Below are 22,029 nucleotides of genomic sequence, written 5' to 3' on the forward strand. Positions count from 1 at the left end.
AGAAGCCTGTGAGCACCGGCGCGGCCGAACAGCACGCACTTGCCCGCGTCCCCGCTTCGGACGTCGTTGAACACCTGGTACGCGAGATGACCTTGGAAGAAAAGCTCGCGCAATTGGCGGGCGTGTGGGTCAATGCTTCCACCGACGGCGACTCCGTCGCCCCGTTGCAGAGCCAGATGGCGGGAAACACCCGTTCCTGGGACGAAATCATCTCGCACGGGCTCGGCCAAATCACACGCATGTATGGCACTGTTCCGGTGGAGCCTTCGGAAGGCGCACGTCGCCTTGCCACCGCGCAGGAACAGGTCAGGGCGGCATCCCGCTTTGGCATCCCTGCCCAGGTGCACGAGGAGTGCCTTGCCGGGTTGGCTGCATGGAAGGCAACGGCGTTCCCGGTTCCCTTGGCCTGGGGTGCCACGTTCAACCCAGCCCTGGTGCAGGAGATGGCAGCCCGCATCGGCACCAGCATGGGGTCTCTCGGGGTTCACCAGGGACTGGCTCCCGTACTCGACGTGGTCCGGGACCTTCGCTGGGGCCGCGTAGAGGAGACGATCGGCGAGGACCCGTACCTTGTGGGTACCGTCGCGACAGCCTATGTCCGGGGGCTGGAATCTGCCGGGATCGTCGCGACTCTTAAGCACTTTGTCGGATACTCGGCATCGCAAGCCGGCCGTAACCACGCTCCCGTCTCCATGGGTCCCCGGGAGCTTGCCGATGTCATGCTGCCGCCGTTTGAGATGGCGCTCCGCCACGGCGGTGCGCGTTCGGTGATGCACGCGTATACGGATGTTGACGGCGTACCGGCTGCCGCGAACCGTGCGCTTCTCACAGGTCTGCTACGCGAGCAGTGGGGCTTCACAGGGACGGTGGTGGCGGACTACTTCGGCGTCGCGTTCCTGGACGTCACCCACGGCGTGGCCGCAAACCCCGGCGACGCTGCGGTCTTGGCTCTGCGGGCGGGCGTCGACGTTGAACTTCCTACGGTTAACTGTTTCGGAGAACCGCTGCTTGCCCGGGTGCGCGAGGGCGCCTTGGACGAATCGGTGATTGACCAGGCCCTCCGCCGGGTCCTTACACAGAAGGCAGAGGTTGGACTGTTGTCGCCCGATTTCACACCGGAGCCCCCTGCCCTCTCCGGCCCTCTCGAGCTGGATCCTGCCGAGAACCGGGCACTGGCCCGTGAAATCGCTGCGCAGTCACTGGTGCTGTTGAGCAACCGGGAGTTTGCCGCGGCTCCGGCCCTGCCTCTTACCTCGGCCCGGGCTGGTTCCGTGGGTGTGGTCGGGCCACTGGCCGACGACCCCTTCGCGATGCTTGGCTGCTACTCCTTTGATGCCCATGTTGGAGCGTCGCACCCGGAGGTTCCCATGGGAATTTCCATTCCGACGGTTGCGGGCGTTGCGGCGGCTCGGTTTGATTCGGTGAGGAGTTCCGTTACCGGGAACTGCGAGTCGGCAACTGAGGACCAAATTGCTGAGGCCTGTCGTGTGGCGTCAACGGTTGAGACGTGCGTCGTGGTTGTTGGTGACAATGCGGGACTTTTCGGGCGGGGCACCTCTGGCGAGGGAAATGACGCCTCCGATCTCCGCCTTCCCGGAGACCAGCACCACATGCTGGACCGGATTCTCAGTGTTTGTGCTGATTCCGGCACGCGCGCGGTTGTGGTGGTACTCAGCGGCCGACCCTACGCGCTGGGGGACTTCGTGGGCCGGGCGGACGCGATCGTCCAGGGCTTCTTCCCTGGTGAAGAAGGCGGCGAGGCGCTCTGGGACGTGCTCACCGGCGTCGTCAATCCGTCCGGTAAGCTGCCCGTCTCGGTACCGCGTTCCTCCGGCGGCCAGCCGGGTACATACCTTCACTCCCGGCTATCCGGACGCACCGAGGTCAGCGCCTTGGATCCCTCGCCGCTGTTTAGCTTCGGGCATGGCCTGTCCTATACGACCTTTGAGTTGTCGGGTCATCAGTGCACCGCACCGACAATCTCGACGTCGGACACGGTCACCATAAGCTGCACGGTCACCAACAAGGGTGCCCTGGAAGGCGCCGAAATAGTGCAGCTGTACCTGGAGGATCCGGTGGGCGAAGTGGTTCGTCCAGTACGTGAGTTGATTGGTTACGCCCGCGTAGAGCTGGAAGCAGGCTCCTCCGCCATCGTTGATTTTGTCGTCCACGCGGACAGGACGTCCTTCACTGGGGTGGACCTGGAGCGTGTTGTTACGCCTGGCTTGGTGAAGCTGCACGTGGGGACCTCCAGCACGGCTGATGCGCATACCCACGAGGTCATCCTGCATGGACCTCGGCGGGTTGTGGGGTTCGAGCGTGAGATGCTGACGCCCGTAGAGGTGCGCGGCCTGGACTAGAGGCCTTGCCGTCCTCGGACGCGTAGGTTGAAACCCCGCCCACCAAGGATGATGTAGGCGGGGTTTCACATTGTCCTGAAGCGGCGGGCCGCTCCTAGCGTGGGGCGGTGAACTTCTCCTCCACGAAGATCAGCAACGGCTTGGAGTTCAGGCAAATGAGGTAGAGTACCGGCCCCGCAACGAACAATGCCAGCCAGACGGTAGTCACCATCAGAATGAAGGCGGTAACGAACAGGATGCCGGCGTTTCCCAGGGACACCCGGGTGCGTGCGCCCAAAGTGAAAACGGACAAGCGATAGACATCCTGGGTCCGGAAGGTGAAGCGGGAGAGCAAAAGCATCGCGTTGGCCGCGGCTGTGCATACCATGATTCCAAGCGCCAGCAACCCGATCCGGGCGGCAATCTGGGTGGTGTCGTTTCCTGTCCCAGCACTCAAAGAACCCGGCAGGACAGTGAGGTTGAACGCGATAATGCCCAGGAGAACCAGGTACGGCAGCCACACCACGACGGCTTGGCCAAAGTTGCTCCGGTAGGAGGCCAGGAAGTCACGGAAGACTCCCGTGTCCTGCCCGGCCAGCAGCCTGTTGAAAGCATAAGACGCCGCAACAGCCGACGGGCCCACGAGGACGGAGCCAAGCAGCGCGACGGGACCGACCAGGCCGACCAGCAGCGGCATGAGCAGCACCAGCAGGTTGGCCAAGACCAGCAGTGCGTCGCCGAGCATGATGCCGTACACCAAGCCTGCCGCCTTAAATAATGGACCGGACCCGTAGTCCGTTTTCCCAGCTCCCACGGGACACCTTCCACCTTGACGAACATCATCATTAAACGCCAGGAGGACGGCGGCATCCGCCGTCGCCCTCCTGGCTGTCACACGAAGAGGAAATCTACTTCTTGTCCGCGTAAGCCTTGTAGGCCTTGTTCGCGAGCTCTACATACTTGCTCTGGCCCTTGGACTCTAGCTCCTTCACGTAGGCATCGAATTCACTCAGGCTCCGCTGCCCGGTAATGAACTTGAGGATATTTTGCTTGACGTGGTCCTTGAGCGGCGTGAGGACCAGGGTCGCTTGCTCCCGGTCGATGGAGCTGAACGGAATCGGCGGAGCCACCGGACGCGGGGTTTTGGACTCCATGGCTTTCTGGAAAGCCAGTTCCTCGCTGTCGAAGGTGGAGTGGAGCAGCTCTGTTGCTCCTCCGTAGGAGAAGTTGCCGCCGGAGAAGCCGTATTCCACGCGCAGATCTTTGGTGCCGGACGGGTTCAGGCCCTGGAAGTTAATGTCGGCGGCGAGTTTACGTTTGCCGCCTTCTTTGGTGAACGTCGTGCCTTCCACACCCCACTTGGAGAATTCCTTGCCCGCGTCGCTGTAGAAGAGCCAGTCGATGTACTGGATGAGCGCTACAAAGCTGTCCTTATCCTTCACGGATGAGTTGAGCATGATGCCGTTCTCCAGGCGCGAGCCACCGATGATGTCCCCGGCCGGCCCGCCGGGAACGGTGATTTTGCCTATCTCGAAGTTGCCCTTGCCCAGGGACTGCTCCATGGATGTGCGGTAGGTGATGACGTTTTGCGAGTTGGCGCTGATTGCGAACGACTTGCCGGAGACGAACTTCTGGATGGCCGAGTCATCGGTCTGGGTGAAACTCTCGGGATCCATGAGGCCTTCGGACACCAGCGAGTTGAAGTAGGTCACAAGGTCCTTGAACTGCTTCGAGCCGGCTGCAAACCCGAATTCCTTCTTGTCCTGATCGAACAGCAGCCCATCCACCAGGCCCCACCCCGCCACTGTGCCGAAGGCGTTACCGGCAATGTTCAGCACGTTTTCGCCCTTGAAACGGTCCGAGAAGGGCACGGTATCGGGATAAGCCTTCTTGAGTGAGCGCAGTACGTCACGGAACTCCTCCCAGGTGGTGGGCTCGGCGAGGCCTTCCTTCTTCAGAACGTCCTTGCGGAAGCACACCGAATACTCCGGCCACAGCTTCTCGTGCAGGCCCGGAAGGACGTAGTACTTGCCGTCTTCCTGGGTGAGGATTTCGATTTCAGGTTCGAGCTTCCATTTCTTGACCTTCTCCTGGAAGTGCGGCATGAGGTCCACGTAGTCGCTGACGGGCAGCACCGCGCCGGCGGATACAAACGCAGATTCCGAACCTGGATAAGTCTTCGCGATGATTTCCGGGGCGTTACCGGAGCTAATGAGCAGGCTGCGCTTCTGCTCATAGTCGCTGCCCGGAACCACCGTGGCATCAAGGGTGACGTTGTTGTCGCTGGCCATCTTGGTAAACAGCAGCCAGTCCTTCTTGTACGGATACGTGGGATGGTCGGAGAACAGGAAGGTGAACGTCAGAGGCACCGTCGCCTTGAACGTATCCCCCACCCCAAAACTGTCCATCGCGCCCGTGCGGGACTTGGACGTATCCACTTTCTCGGTGGAGGCGGCATCGCAACTGGTCATCATCAGCCCGATGGTGACCACGGACGCCAGGCCCAGGAAGTCTCGTCTGCGGATCATGGGTTTTCCTTTCATAGGGGGTTATTCCTTGACGGAACCGAGCATCACGCCCGAGAAGAAGTACTTCTGGACGAAGGGGTAGACGCACAGGATGGGGATGACGGTCAGGACGATGGTGACCGACTGGATGTTCGCGGCGATCTGGCCGACGTTCTCAGCCGTGCCGCCGGCCGAGCCCGCGGTGGTGACTCCGGCGATCATGTTGCGCAGATAGATGGTCACCGGAAAAAGCTCGGGATTGTCCAGGTACAGGAAGGCTTGGAACCATGAGTTCCAGTTGGCCACCGCATAGAACAGCACCATGGTGGCCACGATGGCCTTGCTCAGGGGAAGGACAACCTTGAACAGCACGCCGTACTGGCTGAGCCCGTCGATGGCGGCCGCTTCCTCCAGTTCCCGGGGCATGTTCTCGAAGAACGACTTCATGATCAGCAGGTTGAAGACGCTGATGGCGTTGGGCAGCACCACCGCCCAGAGGGTGTCCCGCATGCCCAGCGAACTGATCAGCACGTAGTTGGGGATTAGCCCGCCGTTGAAGAACATGGTGAACACGGCGATCCCGATGAACACGCTGCGGCCTTTGAGGTCCTTCTTGGCGATGGCGTAGGCGAAGGACGTGGTGAGCACCATGGAGATGGCCGTGGCCACCACTGTATAGAGGACCGTGTTGCCGTAGTTGTTCCAGAACGTGGAGTCCGCCAGGATCAGTTTGTACGTCTCCGTGTTGAAGCCCATCGGGAACAGGTTCACCTGTCCGGCGTTGATGAAGCCTTCGCTTGAAAACGACTGCGCAATGATGTTCAGGAACGGGTACACCGTCAGGAACACCACCACCAGGAGGAATGCCAGGTTGACCACCCGGAACACCCGCATGCCGCGGGAGACCTTCATGTCCTTGATCAGGACCCCGGTTTGCCGAGCGTCCCGCTTGGTGCGGGCGCCTTGCTTGGTATCAATTCCCTGCTCGACGTCCGCCGGGTTCATGGTTGTGCCCTTCATAGTTGGCCCTTTCACCACAGGCTCGTTCCGGCGAGCCGCCTGGATATGGCATTGGCGGAGAGGATCAGCGTTAGGCCGATGACGGATTCGAACATTCCGATAGCCGCGGCATAGCTGAAGTTGCTGGACTCCAGTCCCACCCGATACAGGTAGGTGGAGATGACATCCGAGGTTGCATAGTTGAGCGGGTTGTAGATCAGGAGGATCTTCTCGAAGCCCACGGCCATAAACGTGCCGATATTCAGAATCAGAAGAGTAATGATCGTGGGCCTGATAGCCGGCAGCGTCACATGCCAGGTCTGCTGCCAGCGGTTGGCACCGTCAATCCGCGCGGCCTCATACAGCGATTCGTCCACTCTAGTCAGAGCGGCGAGATACAGGATGGCGCCCCAGCCCATCGTCTGCCACACCTCGGAGCTGATGTACATGGGCCGGAACCAGGAGGCGTCCTGGGTGAAGTTCACCGTGGTGCCAAACACCGTGTTGGCGATCTGGTTCACGGTGCCGGTCATGGAGAAGTTCTGCAGGATCATGCCGGCGATGATCACCACGGACATAAAGTGCGGCAGGTAGGCCACGGTCTGGACGAACTTCTTGAACTTCTGGGACCGCAACTCGTTGAGCATCAGGGCGAAGATGATGGGCATCGGGAAGCAGAACAGCAGAGTCAGCACACCCAGGGTGATGGTGTTTTGAAAGGCCTGCCAGAAACTGGGGTCGTTGATGAAGAGGGTGATGTACTTGAAGCCCACCCATTTCTCGCCGAAGATGCTACCGCCCGGCTGGAACTGACGGAAAGCAATGACGTTTCAGCACACCCAGGGTGATGGTGTTTTGAAAGGCCTGCCAGAAACTGGGGTCGTTGATGAAGAGGGTGATGTACTTGAAGCCCACCCATTTCTCGCCGAAGATGCTACCGCCCGGCTGGAACTGACGGAAAGCAATGACGTTACCCGCCATTGGCAGATACCGGAAAGCCGCGAAGTACAAAAGAGGCAACAGCACCAGCGTGTACAACCGCCAGTCCCGCTTAAGCGCCAACTTCCAGCTTCCGGACTTGTCGCGCCTCATACGAGACGACGGAACTTCCCCTGGGACCACCTCGGGCGGCATATCCAGTCGTATTGCCATCGCAAGTTTCCTGCCTATCTGCCTGTTCATCAACGATCACGCACTTTCCAGGTAAACGGCTGCAATGCGTGTCGATTCAATCGGTGCTAGCTGGTGTCAGAATTGCGAGGCCTACTGCGCGCCGCTCGCCGTGTTCGTCACGTCGCGTCTACCAGAGTTTGATGGGTCTTCTCTGCCGTCATCGGTGCCAGCCTCTCTGCGAGATGCGATCCGCATCACTTATAGAAAGTATCGTAAAGTTTACGCAATAACAACAGAACCCTCAGGTAACTTTCGCTGAGCCGTAGAAACCTGCAATATTTCTTGTGGTCCGCCGCTACTGGTCACGCCTATTGGCATGAACGGCACTTACGCCGATCGCGGAGTTGAAGAAAGGGAACTTTCTCGTGGAAGCGCGGGGTGGCGTAGCCGCCCACACCATGACGTGTCCGAGATCCTCAACTCGGAGCCACAATCTGAGCATTCAATCCTTTGCAGCGAGCCACTCACGGAAGCGTCGACACCAAGGTCTTGAAGAGTCTGGCGTAAATCAGAAAACGGGTAGCCACGCAACCACACGCTCAACAGGTCTACCCGCCTTGCCGAACGTTTAGCTGAGTTATCGATAGCTTCGTTACAGGCGTGGAGAAATGGATCCCCGGCATGAGCGCCTACCGCCCGGCCGGCCGACACTTCTCAAGGAATAACCGATTTTTTGTTGGCGGCGCTGCGGTACCGGCGGGCGGTGCGTTTGAGTTGCTGGCATCCGGTCCATACAGAAAGCTGGACGCCATTCGGTGGGATAGGAAAAGTCAAACCCAAAAAGCTAGTCGCGCAACACCGAAATTTCCATCCGGACCAAGCCTCCCCGCTCGAGGCCCTTCCCGGAGACGAAACAGCAGCATTGTTCGACGCCACGACATCCCTGGATATTGAGGATTTGGATCGCCTGACCCTTGTCGTTGCTCATTCGCAAGACGTCGTGTCTTGGCTTGGCGAACTGGGGATCGGAATCCCCAGGCTAAGTCAGGGGCAAGATCACAGCCAACCCGGAGCTGCAAGAGTTCGTGCTTAACACCTGAAGCAACGGTGGAGCCCCCGCCAGATCAGCAATCTGCTACGCGCTAATTTCCCCGGACAATCGGAAATGCATGCCGTTGCGGAGACCGTTTATCAGGCCCTGTACGGGCCTGGAAGCCTGGATTTAGCCGCGGATCCTGCAGTCTCGCTGCGCAGCGGACGGACCGTCCGCCGGCCGCGACGTCGGAAGGAGCATCGGACCAGGCGTTTCCCTGACATGGTCATGATCCGAGACAGAGCTGCGGAAGTGACCGGCCGATTAGTACCAGGGCATTGATCCCGGAGTCCTGCGGCGCACGCACATAAGTCAGCGGACCCTCGGCGCTGACCGCCTTCGCGACAGTGTTCCGGGAAATACCCAGCCGCGCCGCTATCGACCTCATCGACTCGCCCTCGGCAAGATGCAACCGCCGAATAAGCGCCCAATCCTCCACTGTGATCACCCACCCAATCGTTTGGAACAGGTGGCTCATTTGGAATGAACGCAGCGTCCAGCGGATCCTCGAGCTCCAGGAAAATGACCATGGCGATATTCGAAGTAGGTTCGGTGGATGCCGACTATCCCAGCCATGTCTACGTTGGCGGTTACCTGGACGAGGCTGACCTGTCCATCCTTGCAACATCGGATGTGGTGGGGACGTTGCAACGGTTTCTTCCGTGGTGACGGATCCTCCGACGGCATTGTCTTGAATGAGCGGCCCACAGGTCCTTCTCTTTTCCAGCTCAGGCAGGTACGGCGAAGAATCTGCGTCGTGTCCGGAGCTTGCACCTTGGTGGCCGCGCGCTGGGGGTTTGAGGGAGTGGCTCACGCATCTTTGTGAACCAGTGAGCACTGTCCATTGAATGTTGAATGTCGAATTTCGAACTTTTTCTGGTCGATTTCCCTCATTTGGCGTTAAGATCGGAACAGGTCGCTGTTCAGTGGCTGCAATACATTTGAGAGGACACAACATGACGTGGCTGAACAGTGCCGCTCACGCTCGATGGCTCGAGGCGGAAACGGATCGGCTTCTCAACTTCGCCGCGGGTTCGAAAGTGCCCACAGGATTCGGCTGGCTCGACAACAACGGTGTGGTCTTTGCCGACAAGCCGACCCATCTCTGGATTACCGCCCGGATGGTTCACAGTTTCGCTGTGGGCGCCTTGATGGGACGCCCGGGCTGTGGGGCCCTCGCCGACCATGGCATCGCCGCGCTCAACGGAGCCTTTCACGATGATGTATTCGGCGGTTGGTTCGCTGAGGTTGACGAGAGCGGACCTGTAAACGATACAAAGTCCGGCTACCAGCACTCCTTCGTGCTCCTCGCTGCTGCCAGCGCAGTTGCGGCAGGGCGCCCCGGCGCCCGGGAACTGCTCGACGAGGCGCTGCGGATAGCTGACACGAAGTTCTGGGACCACGACGCCGATATGTGCTTCGACTCCTGGAACCGTGACTTCACGGAAACCGAGGCCTACCGTGGTGGGAACGCGAGCATGCACTCAGTCGAGGCGTACCTCATCGTCGCTGATGTGACCGGGGAGAACCGCTGGCTCGAACGTGCCCTTCATATCGCTGAGGTGCTGATTCATAAATTCGCGCGTAATAACAACTACCGGGTCTTCGAGCACTTCGACCCGGAGTGGAACCCGATGCCGGAGTACAACACGGATGACCGGGCGAGCCAGTTCAGAGCGTACGGCGGAACCCCCGGCCACTGGGTTGAATGGGCCCGCCTGCTCCTCCACCTCCGCGCAGGGCTCGAGGCTCGCGAACTGGAGGTTCCCGCCTGGCTACTTGAAGACGCGCAAGGTTTGTTCGACGCCGCCATCCGCGACGCGTGGGAGCCGGACGGTAATCCTGGATTCGTGTACACCGTCGACTGGGAAGGCAATCCGGTTGTCACGACCCGCATCCGCTGGGTTCCCGCCGAGGCAATCGGGGGTGCAGCAGCTCTCTACAGCGCCACCGGCGACAAGAAGTATGCAGACTGGTACGAGCGCATCTGGGACCACGCCCGCGATTGGTTCATCGACTATGAGCACGGATCCTGGAAGCAGGAGCTCGACGAGAACGGCAATGTCACCTCGACGGTCTGGTCCGGCAAGGCGGACATCTATCACCTGTGGCACTGCCTGGTGGTCCCGCGCCTTCCACTGGCTCCAGGGCTTGCTCCGGCAATCGCGGCAGGCCTGCTGGACGCACAGCTTAGTGCAACCGACCATGTCAAGGAACCTGTCTCCCGCTGACTCCGAGGTCCCGCGGAAGGTTCAGACTCAAACCTTCTGCGGGACTCCGTCAGTTGGGCGACCCGCCAGGGACTGTGCAGCACAAAGGCCGTTCCCTTAGATGCGATGCGACCACTGGCTCGTTCAGTACCCGCCCGAGGGCTACATCCCCAGGCTGAACCACTAGAGGCCCTCTACCGCGTTCCTCCAGCCCTCCTGGTTGCCGAGAACGGGCCTCAACCATACCGAGGCAATGCTTCGGTCAACATAGGATGATGCGAGTGACCAGCAAAATGAGAACGACTTTTGATCTTTCGGCAGCCTTCAAGGCGTACGACGTCCGTGGCATTGTCGGCGAGTCGATTACGGCCGAAATCGTCGAAGCCGTGGGTGCCGCGTTCGTGGACGTCCTGCAGCTCCAGGGCCAGACCATCCTGGTGGGCGGGGACATGCGCCCCTCCTCCCCCGAGTTCAGCGAAGCCTTCGCCAACGGGGCAGCCGCCCGTGGCGCCAATGTTCAGCTGCTGGGCTTGATTTCCACCGATGAGCTGTACTTCGCGTGCGGTTTCCTGAACCTTGCAGGTGCCGTCTTCACCGCCAGTCACAACCCCGCCGGTTACAACGGCATCAAGATGTCCAAGGCCGGGGCGGTGCCCATCTCGTCCGAATCAGGCCTCAGGGACATCCAAGGCCTGGCCGAGCAGTACCTCAGCACCGGTTCTATCCCGGCGGCGGGAGACCGCGGCCGGATTGGTGTACGGGACGTACTCAAGGATTATGCCGAGTACCTCCGCAAGCTGGTGGACCTGTCCGGTTCACGTCCCCTGAAGGTGGTAGTGGACGCAGGCAACGGCATGGCCGGCCTGACAACCCCGGCAGTCCTGGGTGATGCGCTGCTTGCCAAGCTGCCGTTCGACATCGTTCCCCTGTACTTCGAGCTCGATGGCTCCTTCCCGAACCACCCGGCCAACCCGCTGGAGCCGGAAAACCTTCGGGACCTGCAGGCGGCTGTGATCGAGCACGGCGCGGACATCGGCCTGGCGTTCGACGGCGACGCTGACCGCTGTTTCGTGGTGGACGAGAAGGGCGAGCCCGTCTCGCCGTCGGCCATCACCGGCATGGTTGCACGCCGGGAGATCGCCCGGGCCAAGGCACAGGGCGAGGAAATCCCGACAATCGTCCACAACCTTCTTACCTCTCGCGCCGTGGCTGAGATGGTGGAGCGCGACGGCGGCCGGGCTGTCCGCACGCGGGTTGGCCATTCCTTCATCAAGGCGATCATGGCGAAGGAAGGTGCGGTGTTCGGCGGCGAGCACTCCGCCCACTTCTACTTCCGCGATTTCTGGAACGCGGACACCGGAATGCTCGCGGCCATGCACGTCCTGGCCGCCCTGGCTGAGCAGGATGACCCCCTGTCCGAGCTTGCGCGAGAATACGAGCCCTACATTAGCTCGGGTGAGATCAACTCCGAGGTGGAGGACAAGACGGCCGCCGTGGAGCGGGTCCGGGCGGATTTTGCCGGCGACGACATCAGCATCGGTACCCTGGACGGCAGCACATTCACGGCCAACGATGGAAGCTACTGGTTCAACCTGCGCCCGTCCAACACCGAGCCGTTCCTGCGGCTCAACGCTGAAGCCACGGACCGCGCCACGATGGAGCGGATCCGGGACCGCGTCCTGTCCATCGTGAGAGGCTAGCCGCCATTGACTGACAGTACCCGCGCTTTGACCGCCTGCCCCTGAGGGCCAGGTCCCCCAGTCAAAACATTGCTCGCCTGCAATGGACCGGTGAAGTACAGGAGGCTGACGCCAACGGCGGCAGCCTCCTGTGCGCCAGTGTCGCTGGACCGCATGAATGGGCCTCTGCTTGTGCGGTGCTACTAGGCCTATCAGCGAGTGCCGAAGTCGGTATCGGTGTATGCACCAGGACGCGGGGTAGAGCCACCGCAGCTGCAGTTGTTCTCAACTACAAGGTGGACAGTCACTGGAGCACCGGCATCGATCCTCAGGGAGACGGGATCACCGTTGTTGGTCGAGACGCGCATTGTGTTTTCTTGAGGAGGAACGCCAGACATGGCCGGCCCTTTCGTTGGTGGTTGAGGAGGTGGGAGGTCCAGCAGCTGTTAACCGACAGCGTCCAGCACTCCGCGAATGATTGTGGCGGCCGCTCCCAGGTAGGCAAGGACGATGAGGACTATCTGGGCGACCCTGGGTGAAACGCGCTTGGCAAACAGCTCGCCGATCGCCAAACCGACCAGACACGCCAGGGCAATCGCTGCCCACATCTGCCAAGGAATGTCGGGAAACTGGTCCGGAGTGGTTGCCGCCTTGGCTAGGAGGGACAAAGTGCCAATGGTGAAAAAGTAGGGCTGCATCGTTGCTGCGAATGAATGGTGCGGCCATCTGGTTGCCAGTGAGTAGATGCTGACAGCCGGACCCCCGACTCCGGCGGCGGTGTTCATAAATCCGCTCAGTGCCCCCGCGGTCCAGAGGAACCGGCGCTTGGGAGCCAGGTGCGCTGATCGCATGACCAGAAGAACGGTCAGTCCTGCAGCCAGCAGGATACCGATCCCTATTTCAAGTACCGGGGCCGGAACCATCCTTACAGCGAAAGAGGCAGGGATGATGCCGAGGACCGCGGCAGCGGTCAGGACGCCGTATGTTTTCCAGTTCACGTCGCGGAAAACCCTGAAGATGATTGCTCCCGCGGTTACCGCGCCGCACATATTGACCAGAATGACGCCTTCGACCGGTCCTAAAAGGAGGACGAGAAACGGCGCGGCAACCAAGGCAAAGCCCATCCCTGTAAAGCGCTGCATCCCCGCCCCCACGAAGACGGAAGCCAGCACCAGAACAGTTGTGGTCATTACGGCTTCCAGGCCACGTACTGGACCTCCTCAAACTCCTCCATGCCCAGATCGGCACCTTCTCGGCCGAGGCCGGACTGCTTGACCCCGCCCATGGGAGCATAGGCAACGGAGGGCAGGGGATCATTGACGCCGACGATTCCTGCTTCTATGCGTTCCGGAAGGTCCCATCCGCGTTTAGGTGATTGTGTCCACAGGTAGGCTGCCAGCCCCATTTCGGTAGCGTTAGCCTTATCGATGGCGTCTTGTTCATCCGAGAATGTGACGACGCCTGCGGCAGGACCGAAGACTTCTTCGGTGATCAGACGGGCGTCGCTGGGGACATCTGCCAGCAGCGTCGGCGCGATGAAGGAGCCGCCGGCTGGCACGTCGGTCCGGTTGGTGACACGGCGGGCGCCCCCGCCGATGGCGTCGTCTATGAGTGCGTTTACTGCTGCCACCCGGTCGTTGTCGATGACAGGTCCCAGGTCCGGTACGGCAGAACCGTCAGTGGGGGCCCCGTGACCTATGGTCATGGCATCGAAGCGTGCTCCCAGGCGTGCAGTGAATTCTTCTGCAACCCCTTCCTGTACCAGGAACCGGTTCGCGGCGACACAGGATTGGCCGGTGTTGCGCAGACGTCCGAGAACAGCGCCATCCACTGCCAAGTCCAGGTCGGCGTCGTCAAAAACGATGAACGGGGCATTTCCGCCCAGCTCCAGCAAGGGCCGGACAATGCGGCCGGACGCCTGGCCCATGATTTGGGCGCCAACACCTGTTGATCCTGTGAAGCTGACGGCCCGGACGGCGGGATGCTCGATCAGGGCGGCCGTTGTTTCTCGCGAGGGGCCGTGAACCAGGTTGACGACGCCGGCGGGGAATCCGGCGTCAACAAGTACCTCGAACAGGCCGGTCGCTGCGAGGGGGGCTTTTTCAGATACTCGGCCAACTACTGTGCAGCCGGCAGCGAGTATGGCGGCCAGCTTGCGGGCTTGGATTGATACCGGGAAGTTCCATGGTGTGAGGCTCAGTGCAACGCCGATGGGCTTTCGCAGTGACATGTGCCTGCGGCCGTTCATCTCGGGAGGGCGGATGGTGCCGGTGGCGCGGCGGGATTCTTCGGCGAACCAACGGAAGTACTCGACAGAGAAATCTACCTCGCCTTGGGCTTCGGGGAGTCTCTTGCCGGCTTCCAGGGCGAGAACGAGGGCGAGCTCGTCCCGGCGTTCTGCCAGCAGGTCCGCAGCGTTTCGAAGAAGGTCTGCCCGGACGCGTCCTGTGGACCGGGACCATGATGCGAAGGCAGCTGCGGCAGCGTCTGCTGCGGCAGTGGCGTCCGTTGCAGATCCCCATGACACCTGCCCTACGACATCGCCGTTGCCTGGATCAATGACGTCCTTACCCTCATCGCCGGCGTACCACGTGCCGTTGACCAGGTGCTGGGCTTCTTTGAGGTTCACGTGTTGTTCTCTTTTCTAGAGTTCCAGGACGTCGGGGCGGTCCCGACCCCCAATGTTTATCGACGGCCAGTTTTTGTAGGCCGTGAGGATGTCTACCCCGGTGGCGGTCACGAGGGCGGTGTCCTCGACTTTGAAACCGGCTCCGGAAGGATTCCAGCCAAGGACCATGCCTTCCTGGAGGACCAGATCGGTGCCTGGAGTCGCAATCAGTTCCCTAGGGCTGAAGCCGGTGATGCCTCCTTGATGATGCTTGCGCCATTCATCCGGGGCGAACGTGTTCGCGGCGTACGCGTCTGCGCCCTTTTTGAACACTTCGCCCAGGACAACGCCGGACCGGCTGTGATCGAGGAACGTTCGTTCGACGTCAAGAAGCCGAACGTATGTACTGGCCTCATTGCGCAGCGGCTTGAAGGACACCATCCGGGTGATCGCCCCAACCAGGCCCCGCCGCCGTCCGCAGCATGCGACCATGACCCTGTCATGGGCGGCATTCTTTGTCGGCAGGGGGTGCCGGTGGGCGCTGATCCTTTCGTCACTTCCGACGAACATTGCCACCGTCTCTATGCCCTCTTGCAGCAGCGAGGCAATGAGGGTTCCAGCGATGTTCTGCTCGAGTATGCCGGGACGGAGGGCGGAGACGACGTCCCCGGTTATCCGCGCCAGGTCCGTGCTCAGGTTCCTGAGATCGGTGCGTTGTCTTTCATTGAGGATTCTGCGGAGCGCTGCCACATCCGCCTGCGCATCAACCGAGGCACCGTCCGGGAGGTCGACCGCCACTGAGGGACCCGATGGCAGCCGCGATGCCCGGTTGTCCGTCCAGGGTACGACGTCAAACTCGACATCCTGGCCGGCGAATTCGATGTCGCGGAGCCGTGGAGCCTCAATGGCATTAGTGACGACACGGACCTCGGGAACCTTGCCGGGTTCGAAGCCAGTAAGAACGAGGTCAAAACAGGCCACGTTCAGCGTGAGCGGAACGTGCCATCTCGCACCGGTGAACCATGACAGATTCAGAGGATCGCGGAGGACTATCGTGTCCACGCCACGTTTCTCGGCAAGATGGGCCAGCGACACCAGCTGGTCTGCCCACCTTGCCCGTGTGAGGACCGAATATTCCTCCTTGGTCATCCCTTCGTCGCCCCCGACGTGATTCCGGCGACGAAGTAGCGCTGCAGGAAGATGTAGGCCAGAACGACGGGAAGTGATGCCAGGATGACGCCGGAGAACAGCAGCGGGTAGTTGGTTTGGAACTCCCCCTGGAAGCTAAGCAACGCCAGCGGCAGTGTCCTGTTTTCAGGGGAACGCACAAACAGGAGCGGGTACAGCAGTTCGTTCCAGTGAATAACGAACAGGAAAATTCCTGCGGCTGCAAGGGATGGCGTGGACAGCGGCATCACGATCGAACTGTATGTCTTCCACGGCCCGGTGCCGTCAATCGACGAGGCTTCATAAAGCTCCTGGGGAAGGGTCCTCATGAATCCGCCAAGGATGAACACCGCGATCGGCAAGGTCGAAACGACGTTGGCCAGTATGAGGCCTGTGAGGTTGTCAAGGAGCCCGAGGCGACCGAAGAGTACATAGAGAGGCACCATGTTTGCCTGTGCGGGGATGGCCATACCCAAAACGAGGAACCCGAATATTGCCGCTGACCAAAATCCTCTGATCCTTGCCACGGCATATCCGGCCAGACTCGCCAGAAACAACGTCAGAGGCACGGAGACAAGGGTGACGATGACGCTGTTCATGAACGACTTGCCCATGTTCTGCCCGCTTATCACCTCAGCGAAGTTGGTGGGAGCCAGGGATTGAGGGAAGCTGAAAGGTCCTTCGAAAAGCTCCGGAGTGGACTTGAAGCTGCCGAAGATGACCACAGTCAGAGGTACGAGGATGATGACGGTGTAGATGGCAAGGATCCCGCGGCGTGATATTGAGCCAATCATGACGCTATTCCCCCTTCGTGGTAAGGCGTAGTAGTCGCCGCTGAAGCCACGTGACCAACGCGATCATGGCCATGAAGATAATCGACTGGGCAGCGGCGTAGCCGAAGTCGGAATTGGCGAAGGTGCTGTAGATCCTGGTTGAGAGGATGTCCAGAGACTGCTTTGGAGGGTTGCCCGCGATACCAAGGATCAGATCAAATGCCTTGAACGATTGAATCGTTGTGTATGCGACAACAATCGCAGTGGCCGGGGCCACAAATGGCCAGGTAATCGTTTTGAACCGCTCCCACTTATTGGCGCCATCCATTTCCGCGGCCTCGTACAGTTCCCTGGGGATGGCCTGAAGGCCCGCGACATAGACCACCATCATCTGTCCGGCGTGGAACCAGACCTGAGTGACGGCCACCCAGTAGAGCGCTTGCGCGTCGTTGCCCAGGTAGGACCCCTGCAGCCCCTCGAGTCCGATGCCTCCTAGAACGGAGTTCGCCAAACCGAAGTTCGGGTCGTAGATGAACTTCCAGATGAAGGCCACCGAGACTGACGAAAGGATCGTCGGGAAGAAGAAAATTGCCCTCAACGCGACACTGCTGCGGGAATTCTTCGTCAGTAGCAGAGCGAGCATCAGTGAGAATGCGGTCTGCGCAATAACCACGACCAGCATGAACTTCAGATTGTTCGTCAGGGCGTTGGCGAACAGCGAATCGTTAGTAAAGGCACGAACGAAGTTATCCAGGCCCACGTAGTTGAAGGCTGCGGAGAACCCGTTCCAGTCAGTCAATGCGTACTGGAACGCCTGCAGAGTCGGCAAGACCATGAAGAACATGGTGAGGACGACAGCCGGCAACGGAAACAGGTAAAGGACCGGGTTAATACGGGTCGGCGACCGGCGCCGGCCGTTCCTGTTCGACGGTGTGGGAGGGGACTTGTCCGCCTTGGCTACTGAGGAGGTCCCTCCGATATTGACGCTCATACCCGTTCGTCTACAATCGTCTGTGCTGCTTCTGCCGCCTGCTGGGGGGAAGTACCGGAAATAACGGCAGTAGCTGTGGCTTCGACAGCGTTCCGGACATCCAGGCTCTCGAACTGGAACCGGGGAGCCAACGCTGTCTTCTTCTTCAGCCAGGGGCTCATCCGCTGCAGATCAGGATTGGTGTAGTTCACGTCGGACACTGCGACGTGCTGCGCGGTTCCGTTGGCATAATAGGCGGCATTCTCCGGCGTGGACAGGAACTCCACCCACGCCATCGCGGCCGGCTGGACGTCGCTGGCGGAGTTGACGCCCAGGATGAACGTTGCGTTGTAGACCCCTTCATATTTAGGCGTCCCGGACGTACTCGTTTGGGGAAAGACGAGCTCCATCGGGAACGCCGCTCCGAGGTTACGGACCGCTGCGATATGGTACGAGCCGGTCGCAAGCATCGCCGCCTGCTGCTGGGCGAAGAAGTTCTGCGCGGGCTCGACCGCGGTGCCCGTGGCGTTCGGCTGCAGATATGGGATCAGGTCACGGTACTGCTCAAGCATCCTGATAAACCAGTCGTCAGTGACCTTGATCTTTCCCTGCTCGATCTGTGTACCCACATCGTCCACGGGTGCGTTGTTGACGACCATGCAGTTCCAAAGCTGCCCGCCGTTTCCAACATCACCGCCGGGCCAGGAAATCGGAATGACTCCGGAGGATTTGAGTGATTCACAGGTGCCGAGGAATTCATCCCAGTTCTGTGGCGTCAGATTGGCTCCAGCCTTGTCGAAAAGATCCAGGTTAGCCAGCGGCATCGGGAAAACTACCTGATAGGGCAAGCCAACAACGTTGTCCCCGTTTTTTCCCGCCGCCAGCAGCTCGTCGGTGTACTGGGAGGCCGCTTTGGTGTCCGTCAAGTCCGTGTATATGCCGGCCTCGTTGAAGTTCTTGAACTGTGACCCCCGGAACGTGGCGAACGCGTCACCCACCGCAGCCCCGCGGACCTTCTGCAGCCCCTGCGCGTTATAGTCGTTCGACGTGGATATGTCCTGGGTTACGGTCGTTCCCGGGTTCGCATCCATGAAGCGCTTAATGAGCTCATCGAAAACGACTTTGTCCTCGCCGCGCCAGTGAGCGAAGGAAACCTCACCTGTAACTGCTCCAGTAGACGGGGCCGTGGCTGTTGTCGGGGCGGCAGTGCCTCCTCCTGGCCCCGCGCATGCGGCGGCGGCTGCGCCAAAACCGGCCAGCCCGAACAAGCTAAGTGCATGTCTGCGTGAAATCTGGCTCACGATAATCTCCTCATTGAGTACTGCCTTGTGCTGGTGTTTGGTTATTTGTTGCGGTGTCACCCTCGGTGACAGGGATCCCCAAATGTCGGGCCGGGGACGATCATCAGGACGCGGGGCTTGCTGTTCTACTGGCTCATGCGGTGGTCCGCTGCGCCGTCACGACCTCATCGACAACGTCGCAGAGTCGAGTCAGCCGCTGCACCGCGTCCGTTTCCAGTGACTGGACCACATCCGCGGAGCCAATGCATGAAAGCCATACCGCACGGCCGGCAAGGAAGCCACTGGCCCCTTCAAGGCAGGCCCAGCGCACCGCCGTCGGGAAGATGTCCTCGGGGACGCCCGAGGACAGGACCACCCAGGGACCGTCAACGGCGCGGGTAATCTCAGCACACGCTGCGCGGACATCGGACTCGGATGCCTGGCCGTGGAACGGAATTTCGGCCTTGTACAGGTCAGCGCCGAGTGAGCCCAGTTCCTTTGCGGCCCCAATGACTCCCTTATCCCAGTCGAATTCGCCACCACCGAGCGGTTTACGCGAGAGCGGTTCGATGATGCTGATCAGTCCTGCAGCACGGCACTGCTCCACAAATTCCTTGACCATCTCGACTCGACCTTCAGCGGGCTGGTCCGGACGGTAGAGAACGAGAAGCTTGAGCGCTTTGACTCCCAGGGCGGCGTACTTGTGGGGCTCGACCGTGCGGTCGATGCTGACTTCCCCCACCAGTTCACCGTGCGCTGACTCGAAGTGGTCTGCCGAGGCAATCAACCCGCATGTATCCGCCACTACGCCGGCCTCAATGGCCTGATCAAGCGCGAACTGCTTGTCGATCAGAATCGCTGAGGCGTAGGGCGAAAGAATACGGGCCGCGTTCAACTTGAAGCTGGTCAGGTCGGCGTCGGTGACAGGCTCCTCCTGGTGTTCGGCAAACATGTTGCGCATCGCTTCACGCTGGTCCACGGCGAGCATGGCGAACGCGCCTGACGGGCGCTGCAGGGGAGAAAGATCGGTGGTGGTCATGGGTTGCTTCTTTCAGCTAGGCGGTGGGGTTTGCGGTAAGGACTGTGCTGACGGCTTGGCGGGGGATCAGGGAGCGCCCGTCCAAGCCGGCGCAGGATGCGGATGCAATCCGCCCTGCGAAGTTGGCGGCTTCCACGAGCGGGAGCCCGGCGGCAACGGCGGCCAGGATGGCGCCGTGATAGACGTCGCCGGCGCCGAGGGTGGACACGATGTGGGCAGGCACCGCGGGGACGTGAACCGGGTTGCCGTCGCGCTCCAGGACCCAGGCTCCCTCCGAGCCGGCCGTGGCGACAACGGCGGAAGCACCGTCGTCGACGGCCTGTTGGAGGAGAGCTTCAGGGGAAAGGTCTTCGCCGTACTCGGCCCGGAGACGTTCGATGGTGGGCACGTAGAGTGCAACGCCCTTTGGGGTAAAGGAGGGAATTGGGTTTCCGGCGTCGACGCTGATCCGCAGGTTGGGTACCCTGGCTACGGCGTTCCAGCCCAAGTGGTCCACGTGGACCCAGGCTGCGGTGCCCAGCAGCTCGTGAAAGCGGCTGCCTGCGGGGAAGGCCACCGGGGGCACGGGCCTGGTGACAATTGCCCGGCTTTCGGTGGCCCGGCTGACCACGATCACGCTGGCACCGGTTTTGACGTTGGCGTCACGGATGACGGCAGAAGTGTCCACTCCCTCTGCTTCAAGACCGCTGATGATGCGGTCGCCCTCCTCGTCAGTACCTATGACACCAGCGAAAGCAGTCTGGGCACCGGCGCGGGCTGCTGCTACTGCTGCTGTGGCTGCCGGCCCGCCGCCCGCCGTTGAAAAGTCAGCAGCAACGGTGCGGCTGTCAGCGGCGGGGTAGTCCTGCACCAGAGCAATGGAGTCAAGAGTGGCACAGCCAACGAAGAGCAGGAGTTCAGATGACGGTAGGGGCACGTTCCACCTCGTTGTAGTTTCGGCTGGTAATGAAAAAATATACACACGCTATGTGTGAAAAACAACACATTCGGTATAGTGATGTTGGGGATGCAACGAAACTTCCCACTCAATGTAGAGAAACGGAGCAGCACATGTCTTTGCCTGCGGAAACAGCCCGAACGATTCGTTACGGCCTCATTGGAGCCGGCCACATGGCCCGCGAACACGTCCGGAACCTCGCCCTGATCCCGGGAAGCCAGATCACCGCAGTCTCCGATCCCACACCCTCCTCCCTCGAGGAGACCGCCAAGGAGATCGGCTATGAGGTACAGACCTTCCCCTCGCACCGGGAACTGCTGGCCTCGGGCCTGGTGGACGCGCTGGTCATCGCCAGTCCCAACGACACGCACCTAGGTATTCTCAAGGACATTTTTGCCAGCGGCACCAATCTGCCCGTCCTCGTGGAGAAGCCCGTGTGCACCAGTGCAGAGCAGGCAGACGAACTCGAAAAGCTGGCTGCAAACTACCCGGCGCCGGTATGGGTAGCCATGGAGTACCGTTACATGCCGCCGGTACAGGAAGTCATCCAGGCCGCGCACGAGGGCAAGCTGGGCAACATCTACATGCTCTCCATCGTGGAGCACCGCTTCCCGTTCCTGCACAAGGTGGATGCATGGAACCGCTTCTCGGAACGGACCGGCGGCACTCTCGTTGAAAAGTGCTGCCACTTCTTCGACCTGATGCGCCTGATCCTGCAGGACGAGCCCACCCGCATTTATGCCAGTGGCGGTCACGACGTAAACCACAAGGACGAGGTTTACGACGGCCGCGTTTCGGACATGGTCGACAACGCCTACGTCATAGTCGACTTCAAGGGCGGCAAGCGCGCCATGCTGGAGCTTTCCATGTTCGCCGAAGGATCAAAATTCCAGGAACGTATCTCTGTCGTTGGTGATGCTGCCAAGATCGAAACGCTCATCCCCGTGGCGGCCAGCCATTGGATCGAAGGCGACGAGGCGGAAGCCACGGTTGAGTTCAGCCCGCGTTCGCCGCTGGGACCGGAAAAGCACGAAGTTCCGGTCGACGAAGCGGTTTTGGCCGCCGGCGCCCATCATGGTTCCACATACTATGAGCACCTCGGCTACCGCAAGGCAATCCTGGGAGAAGGCCCAGTCGATGTGACGGTGGCTGACGGCTTGCAATCTGTGCGCATGGGCCTGGCCGCGGAGCAGTCCATTATGGAAGGACGTCCCATTGAGCTCCTCAACGCGAGTGTTGGTGCGCAGAAGTAAGTAATATCGTGTTGGAGTTGCAACATTCCGCCAGGTCGATGGTCGGCTCAAGGGGCAGGAAA

General features: G+C 60.7%; 15 protein-coding genes and 3 pseudogenes. 5 read left to right on the plus strand and 13 right to left on the minus strand.

Annotated elements, in window-relative coordinates:
- Positions 1–8: 8 nt before the first annotated feature.
- A complete protein-coding gene (locus AU175_RS09870; protein WP_066288075.1) occupies positions 9–2,360 on the plus strand; it encodes a glycoside hydrolase family 3 N-terminal domain-containing protein in 2,352 nt (783 codons plus the stop codon).
- 94 nt (positions 2,361–2,454) lie between these two features.
- Here AU175_RS09870 and AU175_RS09875 read toward each other — a convergent pair whose 3' ends face one another.
- The 5 genes and pseudogenes from AU175_RS09875 to AU175_RS22355 all read right to left on the minus strand — a co-directional run.
- The gene (locus AU175_RS09875) at positions 2,455–3,096 is read right to left on the minus strand and encodes a YesL family protein (protein WP_231938611.1); all 642 of its coding nucleotides are present in this window, start codon (positions 3,094–3,096) and stop codon (positions 2,455–2,457) included.
- A gap of 151 nt (positions 3,097–3,247) precedes the next feature.
- Positions 3,248–4,882, minus strand: coding sequence for an ABC transporter substrate-binding protein (locus AU175_RS09880; RefSeq protein WP_066288082.1), 1,635 nt, complete (start codon positions 4,880–4,882; stop codon positions 3,248–3,250).
- A 6-nt stretch (positions 4,883–4,888) separates the two neighbouring features.
- A complete protein-coding gene (locus tag AU175_RS09885; RefSeq protein WP_066290893.1) occupies positions 4,889–5,758 on the minus strand; it encodes a carbohydrate ABC transporter permease in 870 nt (289 codons plus the stop codon).
- Positions 5,759–5,877: 119 nt separating this feature from the next.
- Positions 5,878–6,997: pseudogene (locus AU175_RS09890) on the minus strand (ABC transporter permease).
- Between the two features lie 1,349 nt (positions 6,998–8,346).
- Positions 8,347–8,490, minus strand: a pseudogene (locus AU175_RS22355) (helix-turn-helix domain-containing protein); the annotation flags it as partial.
- 37 nt (positions 8,491–8,527) lie between these two features.
- Between AU175_RS22355 and AU175_RS21310 the strand changes: the two are divergent.
- The 3 genes and pseudogenes from AU175_RS21310 to AU175_RS09910 all read left to right on the plus strand — a co-directional run.
- Positions 8,528–8,877: pseudogene (locus AU175_RS21310) on the plus strand (sugar-binding domain-containing protein); the annotation flags it as partial.
- 130 nt (positions 8,878–9,007) lie between these two features.
- The gene (locus tag AU175_RS09905) at positions 9,008–10,282 is read left to right on the plus strand and encodes an AGE family epimerase/isomerase (RefSeq protein WP_066288094.1); all 1,275 of its coding nucleotides are present in this window, start codon (positions 9,008–9,010) and stop codon (positions 10,280–10,282) included.
- Between the two features lie 251 nt (positions 10,283–10,533).
- Positions 10,534–11,961, plus strand: a complete 1,428-nt coding sequence (locus AU175_RS09910) for a phosphomannomutase/phosphoglucomutase (RefSeq protein ID WP_442855292.1) — start codon at positions 10,534–10,536, stop codon at positions 11,959–11,961.
- Positions 11,962–12,386: 425 nt separating this feature from the next.
- Here AU175_RS09910 and AU175_RS09915 read toward each other — a convergent pair whose 3' ends face one another.
- From AU175_RS09915 to AU175_RS09950, 8 genes are all read right to left on the minus strand, one after another.
- The gene (locus AU175_RS09915; RefSeq protein ID WP_066288098.1) at positions 12,387–13,130 is read right to left on the minus strand and encodes a sulfite exporter TauE/SafE family protein; all 744 of its coding nucleotides are present in this window, start codon (positions 13,128–13,130) and stop codon (positions 12,387–12,389) included.
- Positions 13,130–14,569 (minus strand): NAD-dependent succinate-semialdehyde dehydrogenase, encoded by a 1,440-nt coding sequence (locus AU175_RS09920; RefSeq protein WP_066288099.1) that lies wholly within the window; start codon positions 14,567–14,569, stop codon positions 13,130–13,132. The genes AU175_RS09915 and AU175_RS09920 overlap by 1 nt, the downstream gene beginning before the upstream one ends.
- A gap of 15 nt (positions 14,570–14,584) precedes the next feature.
- The gene (locus AU175_RS09925) at positions 14,585–15,697 is read right to left on the minus strand and encodes a M24 family metallopeptidase (protein ID WP_066288101.1); all 1,113 of its coding nucleotides are present in this window, start codon (positions 15,695–15,697) and stop codon (positions 14,585–14,587) included.
- Positions 15,694–16,509: a carbohydrate ABC transporter permease gene (locus tag AU175_RS09930; RefSeq protein ID WP_066288103.1), complete on the minus strand. Its 816-nt coding sequence runs from the start codon at positions 16,507–16,509 to the stop codon at positions 15,694–15,696. The genes AU175_RS09925 and AU175_RS09930 overlap by 4 nt, the downstream gene beginning before the upstream one ends.
- 4 nt (positions 16,510–16,513) lie before the next feature.
- Entirely contained in the window at positions 16,514–17,479 is a 966-nt protein-coding gene (locus AU175_RS09935) for a carbohydrate ABC transporter permease (protein WP_066288104.1), read from the minus strand.
- Positions 17,476–18,759 (minus strand): ABC transporter substrate-binding protein, encoded by a 1,284-nt coding sequence (locus tag AU175_RS09940; RefSeq protein ID WP_066288106.1) that lies wholly within the window; start codon positions 18,757–18,759, stop codon positions 17,476–17,478. Before AU175_RS09940 ends, AU175_RS09935 begins: the two co-directional genes overlap by 4 nt.
- A gap of 133 nt (positions 18,760–18,892) precedes the next feature.
- The gene (locus tag AU175_RS09945) at positions 18,893–19,777 is read right to left on the minus strand and encodes an aldolase (protein WP_066288109.1); all 885 of its coding nucleotides are present in this window, start codon (positions 19,775–19,777) and stop codon (positions 18,893–18,895) included.
- Between the two features lie 16 nt (positions 19,778–19,793).
- Positions 19,794–20,693, minus strand: a complete 900-nt coding sequence (locus AU175_RS09950; protein WP_066288112.1) for a carbohydrate kinase family protein — start codon at positions 20,691–20,693, stop codon at positions 19,794–19,796.
- 134 nt (positions 20,694–20,827) lie between these two features.
- Between AU175_RS09950 and AU175_RS09955 the strand changes: the two genes are divergently transcribed.
- A complete protein-coding gene (locus tag AU175_RS09955) occupies positions 20,828–21,967 on the plus strand; it encodes a Gfo/Idh/MocA family protein (protein WP_066288114.1) in 1,140 nt (379 codons plus the stop codon).
- The last annotated feature ends 62 nt before the right edge of the window (positions 21,968–22,029 follow it).

This window comes from Arthrobacter sp. B6 (genome assembly GCF_001663775.1).
Classification (GTDB): Bacteria; Actinomycetota; Actinomycetes; order Actinomycetales; family Micrococcaceae; genus Arthrobacter.

Excerpts from the sequence above, each read along its gene's own strand:
- AU175_RS09880 (WP_066288082.1), bottom strand. The coding sequence starts at position 4,882 with ATGAAAGGAAAACCCATGATCCGCAGACGAGACTTCCTGGGCCTGGCG.
- AU175_RS09915 (WP_066288098.1), bottom strand. The coding sequence starts at position 13,130 with ATGACCACAACTGTTCTGGTGCTGGCTTCCGTCTTCGTGGGGGCGGGG.
- AU175_RS09885 (WP_066290893.1), bottom strand. The coding sequence starts at position 5,758 with ATGAAGGTCTCCCGCGGCATGCGGGTGTTCCGGGTGGTCAACCTGGCA.
- AU175_RS09930 (WP_066288103.1), bottom strand. The coding sequence starts at position 16,509 with ATGATTGGCTCAATATCACGCCGCGGGATCCTTGCCATCTACACCGTC.
- AU175_RS09905 (WP_066288094.1), top strand. The coding sequence starts at position 9,008 with ATGACGTGGCTGAACAGTGCCGCTCACGCTCGATGGCTCGAGGCGGAA.
- AU175_RS09955 (WP_066288114.1), top strand. The coding sequence starts at position 20,828 with ATGTCTTTGCCTGCGGAAACAGCCCGAACGATTCGTTACGGCCTCATT.
- AU175_RS09945 (WP_066288109.1), bottom strand. The coding sequence starts at position 19,777 with ATGACCACCACCGATCTTTCTCCCCTGCAGCGCCCGTCAGGCGCGTTC.
- AU175_RS09910 (WP_442855292.1), top strand. The coding sequence starts at position 10,534 with ATGATGCGAGTGACCAGCAAAATGAGAACGACTTTTGATCTTTCGGCA.
- AU175_RS09925 (WP_066288101.1), bottom strand. The coding sequence starts at position 15,697 with ATGACCAAGGAGGAATATTCGGTCCTCACACGGGCAAGGTGGGCAGAC.
- AU175_RS09935 (WP_066288104.1), bottom strand. The coding sequence starts at position 17,479 with ATGAGCGTCAATATCGGAGGGACCTCCTCAGTAGCCAAGGCGGACAAG.